This window comes from Streptomyces mangrovi (assembly GCF_900114215.1).
Taxonomy (GTDB): Bacteria; Actinomycetota; Actinomycetes; order Streptomycetales; family Streptomycetaceae; genus Streptomyces; species Streptomyces barkulensis.
In genome coordinates this window covers 131,759-144,299 of sequence record NZ_FOSG01000002.1, presented here as the reverse complement: position 1 = coordinate 144,299, position 12,541 = coordinate 131,759, and the positions used below count along the sequence as shown (strand labels likewise).

The following is a 12,541-nucleotide window of genomic DNA, read 5'->3' as shown; positions in this document are numbered from 1 at the left end:
ATGCAGAATGTACGTCCGTTCGAGTGGCTCAGTTCTTGCCCTGTTTGCCGCCGCCATGCGCCGCCCCCGCTCCCGCACCGGCCTTGACCGCTCCGTTCGATCCTCCGTCAGAACCCTTTCCCCCCTTGCCGTCCTTGTCGGACTTGCCCCTTCCGGGTGACTCGAAGGACTCCAGCGCCTCCAGCACGTCCTGCACGCGCGAGATCTCGGCGTTGATGTCCTCGCGACGGCGGGTCAGCACATCCAGCTCGCGCTTGCCCTTCTCCAGGGTCCGCTTCGCCTCGGCCTCCGCCTCGGCGAGCACCTTCTCGGCCTCCCGGACGATCGCGGCCTTCTTCTGCTCGGCCTCCTTGAGCAGCCCCTCGGCCTTGCGCACCGCGGCGATACGGACCCTGCTCGCCTCGGAGTCGGCCTCCGAGCGGGTCTGACGGGCCTTCTCCTGAGCCTCGGCCAACTGCTCGTCGGCCGCCTTCACCAGCTTGTCAACACGCTCGCCGGCGGACCGCACCGCCTCCGCGGCCTCCCGGCGCGCCCGCTCGTGCAGCTCCTCGACCTCGGCCTCGGTACGCGAGCGCAGCTCCTCGGCCCGCTCCCGGATGGCGCTCGCGTCGCGGCGGGCCTCCTCCAGCATGGTGTCGGAGTCGCTGCGGGACTTCTCCACCAGCGAGGTGCTCTCGGTCCGCGCCCCGGCCACCAGCCGCTCGGCCTCCTTTCGGGCGGCGCCCACCATGGTGTCCGCCTGCTCCTCGGCGGACGCCGCGATGCGCACGGCCTCCTCGCGGGCCTCGGCGACCAGCCGGTCGGCCTGCTCGGCCGCCTCGCCCAGCCGGCGCGCCGCCGCCTCACGGGCCTCGTCCCGTACGCGGTCGGCCTCCGAGCGCGTACGCTCGGCCTCCTCGTCGGCGGTGGCCCGGACCCGGTCCGCCTCGGCGATCGCCTCCGAGACGGTGCGCTCCGCCAGCGACTTGGCGGCGTCCGTCTCCTCCTTCGCCTCCTGGCGCAGGGTGGCCGCGGCATGCTCGGCCGCGGAGCGCAGACCGGCGATCTCCTCCTCGGCCTGCCGGCGCAGCCCCGCGACCGAGTCGCGCACCTGCTGGGCCTTCTGCTCGGCGGCGGAGACCAGTTCGGCGGCCCGCCGCTCGGCCTCGGCCACCAGCCGCTCGGCCTCCGCCTGCGCCTCCTCGACCCGCTTGCGGGCCGAGGCGAGCAACTCCTCGCTCTGCTCCCGGGCCTGGGCCCGCTCCCGGTCCGCCTCCTGGCGGGCGCCGGTGAGCAGCTCCTCGGCCTCGCGGCGGCGCCTGGAGGCCTCCTCCTGGGCGGCGGTCAGCGCCTCGGCGGCCTCGGCGCCCATCCGCTCGGCGGCGGCGTCCGCCTCCGCCCGCACCCGGTCGGCGGTCTCCTGCGCCTCGGCGCGCAGCCGCTCGGCCTCGGTCGCCGCCTCGGTGCGCAGCCGCACCGCCACGGCCTCGCCCTCGGCGCGGGCCTGCGCGGCGTCGGAGACCGCCTCGGTGCGCAGCCGCTCGGACTCCTCCTCGGCCTGCTCGCGCAGGTCGCGCAGCCGCTGTGCCGACTCCGTGCGCAGCCGCTCGGTCTCGGCGCGGGTCTCCTCGCGCAGCCGCTCGGCCTCCTCGTGGGCCCCGCGCAGCTCCTCCTCGGCGGCGGTCAGCCGCTGCTCGGCCTCCTCGCGCAGCCGCTCCAGCTCCGCGTCGGCCTCGGCGCGGCGTGCGGCGACGGCCTCCTCGGCCTCCTCGCGCAGCCGCCGGCCGGCCTGCTCGGCCTCCTCGCGGGCCCGCTCGGCCTGCTGCTCGGCCGCCGTCCGCAGCTCCTCGGCCTCCGCGCGGGCCCGCTCCAGGGCCTCCTCGGCCTGACGGCGCAGGGCGGTGGCCCGCTCGATCGCCTCGGTGCGCACCCGCTCGCCCTCGGTCACCGCGGCGCCGCGGGTCTCCTCGGCGTCCGCCTTGGCCTGGCTGAGCAGTTCCTCGGCGCGGCTGGCGGCCTCCTCGATCTGCTGGACGGCCTCGCGGCGGGCCTCACCGCGGATCCGCTCGCCCTCCTCGACCGCGTCGGCGCGCAACTGCTCGGCCTCGCCGCGCAGCCGCCGCGCGTCCTCCTGGAGCTCGACGGTCCTGGCGCGGTACTCCTCGGTGTCGTCCTTGGCCGCGCCCTTGAGCTGCTCGGCCAGATCGTGCGCCTCGGCGCGCAGCCGGTCGGCCTCCGCCTCGGCCTCCGCGCGCAGCCGCTCGGCCTCCTCGGTGGCGGCCCGGGTGGTGGCCTTGGCCTCCTCGGACGCCTTGGTGAGCACCTCCTCGGCCGTACGCGCGGCCTCGGCGAGCTGGGCGGCCGACTCCTCCGCCGACTTGGCGCGGGCGCTCTCGCGGGCCTCGGCGATCAGCCGCTCGGCCTCGGCACGGGCGTCGGCCCGCACCTGCTCGGCCTCGGCCTTGGCGGCCTCGGCGTCCTTGGTGGCCTCGGCGACCATGCGCGCGATCTCGGCCTTGGCGGTACGCCCGCGCTGCTCGTTCTCCGACTCGGCGTCGGCCAGCCGCTTCGCGGCGGCCTCGCGCGCCTCGGTCAGGACGCGGTCGGCCTCGGCGCGGGCCTCGCGCAGCGCCGTCTCGGCCTCCTGCATCCGCTGCTCGGCCTGGCGGGCCAGCGTGGTGGCCTCGCGGCGGGCGGTCTCGGACTCGGCGGCGGTGGAGGTGCGCAGCCGCTCGGCGTGCTCGGTGGCCTCCTGCGCCTGGGTGGAGGCCGCGTTCAGCAGCCGTTCGGCGTCCGCGCGGGCCCGGCGCAGCACCTGCTCGGCCTCGGCCTTGGCGGCCTCCGCCTCCGAGTTCAAGCGCTGGCGGGACTGCTCGGTCAGCCGCTGCACCTCGGCGCGGGCCGCGGCCAGGGTCTGCTCGGCCTCGGCCCGTGCCTCGTCCGTCAGCCGGCGGGCCTGCGACTCGCTGCGGGCGCGCAGCTGCTCGGCCCAGGCGACGTTCTCGTTGACGTGCGACTCGACGGTCGCGCGGCGCTCGGCCAGCTCCTCGTCCAGCCGCTGGCGGCGGGCGACCGCCTCGGCGTGCAGCTCGGCCTCCATGCGGGCCTGCCGCTCGGCGTGCTCCTGGAGGATCCGCTGGGTCTGGGCCCGGGCCTCGCGCAGCTCGCGCTCGGCGTCGGCGCGCAACTGCTCGGCCTGCGCCTGGGCGTTGCGCAGCAGTTGCTCGGCCTGGTGCGACAGGTTGTCGTAGCCGGCCGGGCGCGCGGCGAGAGCGCGGCGCGCCTCGTGCAGCTTGGCGCGCAGCACTTCGACCTGGTAGCCGAGGTCGTCGGCGTGGTCGACCGCCTTGTCCCGCTCGTCCTTCAGCCGCTTCATCTCGGCTTCGAGCTGAGAGAGGTGGTCGTCAGCCTCGTAGCGGTCGTAGCCCCGCACTGCGCGGTCCCATCCGTCCCCTGGTCGTGGTGAAGGTGAACTGACCCTTCGGAGAAATGGTGTCAGATCATCGGCGGAACATGGGACGGGCCCCTGCCGGCCCGCAGCCCCGGCCGAACGGCCACTCTACCGGCCGGGGGAGCGGTCGTCAGTGGTGTGAGGAAGCGGAGGTGACCAGTTCTGTGAGTACGCCGTGGCAGTCCTTGGGGTGGAGGAAGGTGATCCGCGACCCCATCGAACCGGTGCGCGGCTCGTCGTACAGCACCCGGACGCCCTTGTTCCGGATCGCCTCGGCCTCGCCGTCGACGTCCGCCGTGCCGAAGGCGATGTGGTGCACGCCCTCACCGTTCTTCGCCAGCCACTTGGCCACCGTGGAGTCGTCGCGGGTCGGTTCCAGGAGCTGGAGGTAGGAGGCGCCGCCGTCGTCCGTGCCGTTGATCCGCAGCATGGCCTCGCGCACCCCCTGCTCCTCGTTCACCTCGGTGTGGAACACCTCGAAGCCGTAAGTGGCACGGTAGAACTCCACCGTCTTGTCCAGGTCGAAACAGGCGATACCGATGTGGTCGATGCGCGTCAGCATGGAAGACAGTGCACCGTCTCGAAGTGTGGTTACGCAACGTGCGCACGGTCACACCGACCGACCGGTGACCCGGGACGGTACCGCTCAGTACATTGGCGATAACCCTCGTTAACTCCCTGCTCCGAAGGGGCCGCACCGTGACCGAAAAGACGAACCCCGAGACCCGTTCGGCGTCCGCCACCACCTCCGTGATCGTCGCGGGCGCCCGTACGCCCATGGGCCGCCTGCTGGGCTCGCTGAAGACCTTCTCCGGCGCCGACCTGGGCGGCTTCGCCATCAAGGCCGCCCTGGACCGCGCGGGCATCGGCGGGGACCAGGTCGAGTACGTGATCATGGGCCAGGTGCTCCAGGCCGGCGCCGGGCAGATTCCCGCGCGCCAGGCCGCGGTCAAGGCCGGCATCCCGATGAACGTCCCCGCGCTGACGGTCAACAAGGTCTGCCTGTCGGGCCTGGACGCCATCGCGCTGGCCGACCAGCTCATCCGCGCCGGCGAGTTCGACGTGGTCGTCGCCGGCGGCCAGGAGTCCATGACCAATGCCCCCCACCTGCTGCCGAAGTCCCGCGAGGGCTTCAAGTACGGCGCGGTGCAGATGCTGGACGCCATGGCCCACGACGGCCTGACCGACTCCTTCGAGAACGTCGCCATGGGCGAGTCCACCGAGAAGCACAACACCCGTCTGGGCATCGGCCGCGCCGAGCAGGACGAGATCGCCGCCCTCTCCCACCAGCGGGCCGCCGCCGCGCAGAAGAACGGCCTGTTCGACGCCGAGGTCACCCCGGTGGAGATCCCGCAGCGCAAGGGCGACCCGATCCTGTTCTCCAAGGACGAGGGCATCCGGGCCGAGACCACCGCCGAGTCCCTGGGCAGGCTGCGCCCGGCCTTCGCCAAGGACGGCACCATCACCGCCGGCACCTCCTCACAGATCTCCGACGGCGCCGCCGCGGTGGTCGTGATGAGCAAGGCCAGGGCCGAGGAGCTGGGCCTGGAGTGGATCGCCGAGATCGGCGCCCACGGCAACGTGGCCGGCCCGGACAACTCCCTGCAGTCGCAGCCGTCCAACGCCATCCGCCACGCTCTGAGGAAGGACGGCCTGGAGGTCGGCGACCTCGACCTGATCGAGATCAACGAGGCGTTCGCGGCCGTCGCGGTGCAGTCGATGAAGGACCTCGGCATCGACCACGAAAAGGTGAACGTCAACGGTGGCGCGATCGCGCTGGGTCACCCGATCGGTATGTCCGGCGCGCGCATCGTGCTCCACCTCGCCCTGGAGCTCAAGCGCCGCGGCGGCGGTGTCGGCGCCGCGGCGCTGTGCGGCGGCGGCGGCCAGGGCGACGCCCTGATCGTGCGGGTGCCGAAGAAGTGACGGCGCGGTCGCACGGGCCCGTGACACCGCACATGACGGATGCGGGCCCGTGTGACCGGCGGCACGGCGGCGCGCGAGCGGCGCGGGAAGAATGACGGCTGGAACAGGTGGCCGACCACAGCGGCCGCCCGGCGGCCGACGAGGGCCGACGAGGGCCGGCGACGGCCGAGTATCGCGAGGAGCGCAGCACGTATGGCGGTGGACGTCCCCGGACTGGTGGAGCAGGCACGGCAGGGCAGGCCCCGGGCCGTGGCCCGGCTGATCTCGCTGGTTGAGGGGGCTTCCCCGCAGCTCAGGGAGGTCATGGCGGCGCTGGCGCCGCTGACGGGCAACGCGTACGTCGTCGGTCTGACCGGCTCGCCGGGGGTGGGCAAGTCCACCTCCACCTCGGCGCTGGTGACCGCGTACCGCAAGGCCGGCAGGCGGGTCGGCGTCCTCGCGGTGGACCCCTCCTCCCCCTTCTCCGGCGGCGCGCTGCTGGGCGACCGGGTGCGGATGTCCGAGCACGCCTCCGACCCCGGCGTCTACATCCGCTCCATGGCCACCCGCGGCCACCTCGGCGGCCTGGCCTGGGCCGCCCCGCAGGCCATCCGCGTCCTGGACGCGGCCGGCTGCGACGTCGTCCTGGTCGAGACGGTCGGCGTCGGCCAGTCCGAGGTCGAGATCGCCTCGCAGGCCGACACCTCCGTCGTTCTTCTGGCGCCCGGCATGGGCGACGGCATCCAGGCCGCCAAGGCCGGGATCCTGGAGATCGGCGACGTGTACGTGGTCAACAAGGCCGACCGCGACGGCGCGGACGCCACCGCCCGCGAGCTCAACCACATGCTGGGCCTCGGCGAGGCACGGAAGCCCGGCGACTGGCGCCCGCCGATCGTCAAGACCGTCGCCGCGCGCGGCGAGGGCGTCGACGAGGTCGTCGAGGCGCTGGAGAAGCACCGCGCCTGGATGGAGGAGCGCGGAGTGCTCGCCGAGCGCCGCCGGGCGCGCGCGGCCCGCGAGGTGGAGACCATCGCGGTGACCGCGCTGCGCGAGCGCATCGGCGACCTGCACGGCGACCGCCGCCTGGAGGCGCTGGCCGAGCGGATCACGGGCGGGACGCTCGACCCGTACGCGGCGGCCGACGAGCTGGTGGCGGGGCTGACGGGGGAATGAGCCCCGCCGGGGGCGGCCGTCAGTCCTCGCGGCGGTCGTCCCGGTCGTCGTCCCGGTCGTCGGCGTCGTCCCGGTCGTCCGACTCGGTGTTCCGCTCCAGCACGTCGGCGCTGTCCGTGCCCACCGAGACCTCGTACCGGGAGCCGTCCTCGCCCAGGATCTCGACCTCCCAGGCCGGCCGGTCGCTGTCGTCGTCCTCCAGTTCGGCGGACTCCGCCGAGCCCGGTACGGCCTTCAGCGCGGCCGCGACGGCCTCCTGGAGGGTGACCTCGGCGCCGCGCAGCGTCTGCGGCTCGTCCCTGTCGTCGTCCTGGTCGTCCCGGTCGTCGTCCTGGTCGTCGTCCCGGTCACCGGTGTCGGCGCCGGCCCGCAGGCTCGCGGCCAGGGCGTCCTGAGCGGCGTCGTCGTCGGCGAAGGCGAGGGTGCTCCCGCCGACGGCGAGGGCGGCGGTGGCGACGGCGGCGACGACCAGCTTGCGGTTCATGGTGGTTTCCTCCCTGGAGACGGTGTTCCGTGCCTGACGTGGAACACCGTCGCAGGGCGCGGCTGAAGGCATCCTGAAAGCACCTGAAGATCTCTTCAGGTGGCTTTTGGCAGGCTGGCCCCATGCGCGTACTGATCGTGGAGGACGAGAAACGGCTCGCCCTGTCGCTGGCCAGGGGCCTGACGGCCGAGGGGTTCGCCGTCGACGTGGCCCACGACGGGACCGGCGGGCTGCACCGGGCGACCGAGGGCCCGTACGACCTGATCGTCCTCGACATCATGCTGCCGGGCATGAACGGCTACCGCGTCTGCTCGGCCCTGCGCGCCGCCGGGGACGAGACGCCGATCCTGATGCTGACCGCCAAGGACGGCGAGTACGACGAGGCCGAGGGGCTGGACACCGGCGCCGACGACTACCTCACCAAGCCGTTCTCCTACGTGGTGCTGCTCGCCCGGGTGAGGGCGCTGCTGCGCCGCCGCACCCGGGGCGGGGCGTCGGTGCTGCGGGTGGGCGGGCTGACCGTGGACCCCGCCGCGCGGCGGGTGACCCTGGACGGGCGTGAAGTGGCCCTGACGGCCAAGGAGTTCGCCGTGCTGGAGTACCTGGCGGTACGCGCCGGGGAGGTGGTCTCCAAGTCGGAGATCCTCGAACACGTCTGGGACTTCGCCTACGAGGGTGACGTCAACATCGTCGAGGTGTACGTCAGCGCGCTGCGCCGCAAGCTGGGCAGCGCGGCGATCGCCACGGTGCGCGGCGCCGGATACCGGCTGGTGAGGACCGGTGCGTAGGCCCGTGCTCTCCCCGCTCGCCCGGCTCACCGTCCGGGTGCGCGCCGCGCTCGGCGCCACGCTCGTGGTGGCGGTCGCCCTGGTGGTGGCCGGGATCGCGGTGGTCGAGGTGCTCCGCGGGGGGCTCACCGAGAACGCCCGGCTGCACGCCGAGACCACCGCCCGTGAGGTCGCCGCCGGGGTCGCCGACGTGCCGGCGGCCGAGGTGGGAGGAGTGGAGGCGCTGGCGGACGACGAGCCGGTGCAGGTCGTGGACGCCTCCGGCGAGGTGCTCGGAGCCGGCGACCCACTGCGCGGACGCGGGCCCGTGGCCGACTTCAACAGGCCGGACGAGCCCCGGCAGGCGCCCGTCACGCCCTCCCCGGAGGACGGCGGCGGCAGTGACGACGACCGGGACGACGACCGGGACGACGACCGGGACGATGACCGGGACGATGACGATGACCGCGACGACGACCGCGACGACGGCACCACCCCGGCGCCGTCCGACGAGCCCGTCGCGGTGGACCGCAACAGCGTCACCCGGACCGTCGCCCTGCCCGTGGACGGGGACGGCGAGGTGACCTACGACCGCTCCCGGGCGGTGACGACGCAGGCCTTCCGCCTGGTCGCCGTGCAGAGTGTCACCCGCGACCGCGTCCCCGTCACCGTCTACGCCGGCGCCTCCCTCGCCGAGCAGGAGGAGGCCGTCTCGACCGTCACCGGCACCATGCTCGCCGGGCTGCCCGCGCTGCTCGCCGTCGTCGGAGGCGTCACCTGGCTGGTCACCCGGGGCGCGCTGCGCCCGGTGGAGGGCATCCGGCGGGAGATGGCGGCCATCGCGGCCGGCACCGACCTGTCCCGGCGCGTACCCGAGCCACCCTCCCGCGACGAGGTGGCACGCCTGGCGCGGACCACCAACGAGACCCTGAGCGTCCTGGAGGCGTCCGTCGAGCGGCAGCGCCGCTTCGTCGCCGACGCCTCGCACGAACTGCGCAGTCCGATCGCCTCCCTGCGCACCCAGCTGGAGGTCGCCGCCGCCCACCCCGGGCTGCTCGACATCGACGGCGCGGTCCACGACACCGTACGGCTGCAGGCGCTGGCCGCCGATCTGCTGCTGCTGGCCCGCCTGGACGCCGGGGAGCGCCCCGGGGAGGCGCGGGTGGACCTGTACGCGCTGGTGCGGGAGGAGCTGGCGCAGCGCACCGGGGACCGGATCACGGTCGTCCTGGAGGACGGGGGTGACGGGGGTTACGGCGGTGGCGGGGAGGACGGGGAACCGGTGGAGGTGACGGGCTCGCGCGGCCAGCTCGCCCGGGTGCTCGGCAACCTCCTGGACAACGCCCGGCGCCACGCGGCCTCCCGCATCCGGGTGCGAGTGGCCCGTGAACACGGGCAGGCCGTGCTGGAGGTCGCCGACGACGGCGCCGGGGTGCCGGAGGAGGAGCGGGAGCGGATCTTCGAACGGTTCGTACGGCTGGACGACGCGCGCAGCCGGGACGAGGGCGGCGCCGGGCTGGGGCTGGCCATCGCCCGCGACGTGGCGGCCCGGCACGGCGGCGGCCTCACCGCCGGCCGGGCGGCCGAGGGCGGCGCCCTGTTCACCCTGCGGCTGCCCGCCGCGGCCCCGGCCTCGCCCGGGCGGGCCGGGTAGCCCGGGCGAGGCCGGAAGGCTCCGGGGGGTACGGGAGGTTCACCGGAGGTTGTCGTCGCCGATCCAGTCGAGGGTGTCGGTCCCGCCCCCGTCGTCCCACTTGATCTTGATGCTCTCGCCGTCCGAGGTCTTGCTGGCGGTGCCGGCGATGTACTCCTCGTCGTCACCCTCGCCGCACTTGAGCGCCATCCGGTAGCCGCGGCTCTGGTTCTCGCCGATCCCCACGCATATGCCGTCGCCGCCGAACTCGATCCAGGAGACCGAGTTCTTCCCCTCGGCCTCCCCGCTCTCGAACGCCTTGCCCACGGTCAGCGTCCTGGCGCCCTCGCCCTGCCACTGTCCCCTGAAGTCGTTCCCGGCGGGCGGCTCCCCGGCCGGTTCGTCGGTGGGCTCGTAGTCGTCGAGCGGATCCTCCGCCGTCTCCTCGGGGGTCGGCTCCACCGGCTCCTCCGTCTCCTGCGCCGGTTCGGAGGAGGCGCTCGGGGACGGGCTCACGGTGGCGGCGGCGCCGGGCTCGCCGTCGTCGACCGCCAGATAGACCCCGCCGCCGATGAGGGCGAGCGCCACCACGGCGCCACCGACGATGAGGGCCGCCCTGCCCTTCGCGCCCTTCGGCCCGCCTCCCTGCGGGGGCGGCGGATAGGCGGCGTACGGGTTGGGCTGCCCGTAGGGCTGCTGGGGCGGCTGCCCGCCCTGGGGGTAGGCGTAGCCGGACTGCCCGCCCTGGGGGTACGCCGCCGGGCCGCCGTAACCCGGCGGTGGCGCCTGCGACGGCCCGGCCTGCGGCGGGGGCGGCGGCTGTTGGGGCTGCTGCTGCGGCTGCTGCGGCTGCTGCGGCTGTCCGCCCGGATACTGCGGGGGGCCGAAGCCGTCGTGCGGGGGCTGGCCCGGTGGTGGCTGGCTCATCGGAGGTCACCTCTGGCGCGGGTCCGGCGGCAGAGGACCCTCCCGCTCGTCCGGTCCAGCGCTCCCCCGGAAAGGGCCGGTCAGCCGCGGACCCGCCGCGTCTTGTCCGTCACGGCAGTTGAGCGGGTCGCCCTCATCATCCCCCAAGAACTCCCCCCGGGGCGCGGGGGTTCGGCGGGGTGCCTCAGCCGCGCCCGCGCAGCGACCGCAGATGCTCGGCGACCGGCACCAGCGAACCGTGCAGTCCGTCGAGCGCCCCGGGCGGGAGCAGATCGATGAAGTGGCGCCGCACGGAGGCGACATGGTGCGGCGCCACCTCGCGCATCGTCCTCCAGCCGTGCTCGGTCAGTACCGCGAACAGCCCGCGCCTGTCGGACTCGCAGTTCTCCCGGCGCACCAGCCCGGCCTTCTCCATGCGGGTGATCTGGTGGGACAGACGGCTCTTGGACTGCAGGGTGGCGGCGGCCAGATCGCTCATCCGCATCCGGTGGTCGTCCGACTCGGAGAGGTTCACCAGGATCTCGTAGTCGTTCATGGTCAGCCCGAACGGCTGGAGATCCCGCTCCAGTTGGTGCGTGAGGAGCCTGTTGACGTCGAGGTGGACGCGCCAGGCACGCTGCTCCTCTCCGCTCAGCCAGCGGGTTTCCTTGTCGCTCTCCATGCCGTTGGACTCTACCCGGCGACCGGGAGCGCTCTCACCGAGGCCTCTCACCGAGGGAAGTGATCCGGTCACAACCCGAAGCGGCGCTGGATGTCGCCCAACTGCCCCGGGAGTTGCGGCATCTGCTGCCCGCCGTGCCTGCCCTGCCCGCCGTGGCCGCCCTGCCCGCCGCCCGCGCCGGGGACGCCCGGCTGCGACGGCGGGGGCGCGCCGGTGTCCCGCTCCGCCATCAGCACCTCGGTCGACTGGATCAGCACCGTGCCCGCACCGGTGAAGTCGAACTGGTGCTCCTCGCCGGAGACGCCGCCGATCCCGGTCATCGCCCGCAGTCCGCCGAGCACGCCGCGCATGTACTGGTGGTCGTAGTGGTGGCAGGGCGAGGGGCAGTCCGCCCAGCCGACCAGCGCCTGCGGATCGACCCGGACCGGCGGCTCCACGAAGTGCACCTCGCCGTTGGAGGCCGCCACGAACTTCCCCGTCCCCAGCAGGGTCACGAAACCGGGGACGATGGACTGCTTCAGCGCCAGGCTCGGCTCGAAGGCCAGCAGGTTGCCCGAGCGGATGGTGAGGTTGCCGTCGTCGAGGTCGTAGGAGTTGACGTCGAAGGCGCGGTCGGCGAGCAGCATCCTGCCCTTGCCCTCGGCGACCACCCAGTCCGAGGCGTGCAGCGGGGAGTGGAAGCTGGTGGCGACCAGCCGGTCCAGGGGGCCGTGGCCGATGCCGTTGAAGGTGATCTGCCCGTAGTAGGCGATCATCTTCCCCTTCTGCAGGAACCACCGGCCCGACAGGTCGACGCAGAACGCGTAGGGGTTGACGTTGTCGTTCGACGGCAGCGTGTGGGCGTCGTGGACGATCGGACCGTTCAAAGCTTCTCCTCGCTGGCCTGTACGAACACCTCGCCCTGCCCGGACAGCTCCAGCTGGAACGCCTCGCCCGAGCCGCGCCCGATCATGTCCCGCCAGCCGAGCGCCGTGGAGAGCTTGTTCCGTACGTCCCCGTGGTGGGCGACGTACGCCTGCGGGTCGACGTGGACGGGGCGGCCCGGAGCGATCGGGAGCCGGATCACCCCGCCGTGGGCCATCACGGCCACCGAGCCGTGCCCGGAGAGCGTCGTGGTGAACAGCCCCTGCCCGGTCACCTGGCCGCGCACCATGCCCATGACCCCGCCCTGGGAGCCCATGAACATCGTGCCCTGCTCCAGCGTCCCGTCGAACGCGAGCAACCGGTCGGCCTCCACGTAGAGGGTGTCGCCGGACAGTTCGACCACCTCGACGTGGTGGCCGCCGTGGCCGAACAGCACCGTGCCGTCACCCTCGACCGTCATCAGCGGAGCCGCCTCGCCGGCCAGCCGCCGCCCGATCATCGAGCCGATGCCGCCCTGGCCGCCCTGGATGCTGGGCGTGAAGGAGACCTCGCCCTTGTAGGCGATCATCGCGCCGCGCTGGCTGAACATCCGCTGCCCGGGCGCCACCCGGGCCTCGACCATCTTGGAACCGATCTCCCGGAACGGCATCAAGCACCCCCTTCGTGAGCTTCTCCGCCCGTGCGGCGGGCGGGTGCG

At 73.9% G+C, this 12,541-nt stretch carries 11 protein-coding genes; 4 read left to right on the top strand and 7 right to left on the bottom strand.

Going from position 1 to position 12,541, the window contains the following annotated elements; translation table 11 throughout:
- Nucleotides 1-28 precede the first annotated feature (28 nt).
- Nucleotides 29-3,412: a polarized growth protein Scy gene (scy, locus tag BM237_RS03335; protein ID WP_093847639.1), complete on the bottom strand. Its 3,384-nt coding sequence runs from the start codon at nucleotides 3,410-3,412 to the stop codon at nucleotides 29-31.
- A gap of 148 nt (nucleotides 3,413-3,560) precedes the next feature.
- Nucleotides 3,561-3,992, bottom strand: a complete 432-nt coding sequence (mce, locus tag BM237_RS03330) for a methylmalonyl-CoA epimerase (RefSeq protein ID WP_093847638.1) — start codon at nucleotides 3,990-3,992, stop codon at nucleotides 3,561-3,563.
- A 137-nt stretch (nucleotides 3,993-4,129) separates the two neighbouring features.
- On the opposite strand from mce, the gene BM237_RS03325 reads away from it, so the two are divergent.
- Together BM237_RS03325 and meaB are read left to right on the top strand one after the other, a co-directional pair.
- Nucleotides 4,130-5,356 (top strand): acetyl-CoA C-acetyltransferase, encoded by a 1,227-nt coding sequence (locus BM237_RS03325; protein WP_093847636.1) that lies wholly within the window; start codon nucleotides 4,130-4,132, stop codon nucleotides 5,354-5,356.
- 192 nt (nucleotides 5,357-5,548) lie between these two features.
- Nucleotides 5,549-6,508: a methylmalonyl Co-A mutase-associated GTPase MeaB gene (meaB, locus tag BM237_RS03320; protein ID WP_093847634.1), complete on the top strand. Its 960-nt coding sequence runs from the start codon at nucleotides 5,549-5,551 to the stop codon at nucleotides 6,506-6,508.
- A 19-nt stretch (nucleotides 6,509-6,527) separates the two neighbouring features.
- Here the strand turns inward: meaB and BM237_RS03315 are convergent, their stop codons facing one another.
- Complete coding sequence (locus BM237_RS03315; RefSeq protein WP_093847632.1) at nucleotides 6,528-6,992, bottom strand: PepSY domain-containing protein; 465 nt, start codon at nucleotides 6,990-6,992, stop codon at nucleotides 6,528-6,530.
- A gap of 122 nt (nucleotides 6,993-7,114) precedes the next feature.
- Here BM237_RS03315 and BM237_RS03310 point away from each other — a divergent pair, with 122 nt between their 5' ends.
- A complete protein-coding gene (locus BM237_RS03310; RefSeq protein WP_093847630.1) occupies nucleotides 7,115-7,780 on the top strand; it encodes a response regulator transcription factor in 666 nt (221 codons plus the stop codon).
- Between the two features lie 100 nt (nucleotides 7,781-7,880).
- Nucleotides 7,881-9,413: a sensor histidine kinase gene (locus BM237_RS03305; protein WP_425443645.1), complete on the top strand. Its 1,533-nt coding sequence runs from the start codon at nucleotides 7,881-7,883 to the stop codon at nucleotides 9,411-9,413.
- A 39-nt stretch (nucleotides 9,414-9,452) separates the two neighbouring features.
- Here the strand turns inward: BM237_RS03305 and BM237_RS03300 are convergent, their stop codons facing one another.
- The 4 genes from BM237_RS03300 to BM237_RS03285 all read right to left on the bottom strand — a co-directional run bounded on the left by BM237_RS03300 (nucleotide 9,453) and on the right by BM237_RS03285 (nucleotide 12,493).
- Nucleotides 9,453-10,319: a hypothetical protein gene (locus BM237_RS03300; protein WP_093847626.1), complete on the bottom strand. Its 867-nt coding sequence runs from the start codon at nucleotides 10,317-10,319 to the stop codon at nucleotides 9,453-9,455.
- A 184-nt stretch (nucleotides 10,320-10,503) separates the two neighbouring features.
- Nucleotides 10,504-10,980 carry a MarR family winged helix-turn-helix transcriptional regulator gene (locus BM237_RS03295; RefSeq protein ID WP_093847624.1) on the bottom strand — a complete coding sequence of 159 codons (477 nt, stop codon included), beginning with the start codon at nucleotides 10,978-10,980 and terminating at the stop codon, nucleotides 10,504-10,506.
- A 68-nt stretch (nucleotides 10,981-11,048) separates the two neighbouring features.
- Nucleotides 11,049-11,846 carry an AIM24 family protein gene (locus BM237_RS03290; RefSeq protein WP_093847622.1) on the bottom strand — a complete coding sequence of 266 codons (798 nt, stop codon included), beginning with the start codon at nucleotides 11,844-11,846 and terminating at the stop codon, nucleotides 11,049-11,051.
- On the bottom strand, nucleotides 11,843-12,493 hold the full coding sequence (locus tag BM237_RS03285; RefSeq protein WP_093847621.1) for an AIM24 family protein: 651 nt from the start codon (nucleotides 12,491-12,493) through the stop codon (nucleotides 11,843-11,845). The genes BM237_RS03290 and BM237_RS03285 overlap by 4 nt, the downstream gene beginning before the upstream one ends.
- Nucleotides 12,494-12,541 lie beyond the last annotated feature (48 nt).

What these genes read in the sequence shown, in the direction of transcription:
- meaB (WP_093847634.1), top strand. Translation starts at nt 5,549, where the DNA reads ATGGCGGTGGACGTCCCCGGACTGGTGGAGCAGGCACGGCAGGGCAGG.
- BM237_RS03300 (WP_093847626.1), bottom strand. Translation starts at nt 10,319, where the DNA reads ATGAGCCAGCCACCACCGGGCCAGCCCCCGCACGACGGCTTCGGCCCC.
- BM237_RS03295 (WP_093847624.1), bottom strand. Translation starts at nt 10,980, where the DNA reads ATGGAGAGCGACAAGGAAACCCGCTGGCTGAGCGGAGAGGAGCAGCGT.
- BM237_RS03315 (WP_093847632.1), bottom strand. Translation starts at nt 6,992, where the DNA reads ATGAACCGCAAGCTGGTCGTCGCCGCCGTCGCCACCGCCGCCCTCGCC.
- mce (WP_093847638.1), bottom strand. Translation starts at nt 3,992, where the DNA reads ATGCTGACGCGCATCGACCACATCGGTATCGCCTGTTTCGACCTGGAC.
- BM237_RS03285 (WP_093847621.1), bottom strand. Translation starts at nt 12,493, where the DNA reads ATGCCGTTCCGGGAGATCGGTTCCAAGATGGTCGAGGCCCGGGTGGCG.
- BM237_RS03310 (WP_093847630.1), top strand. Translation starts at nt 7,115, where the DNA reads ATGCGCGTACTGATCGTGGAGGACGAGAAACGGCTCGCCCTGTCGCTG.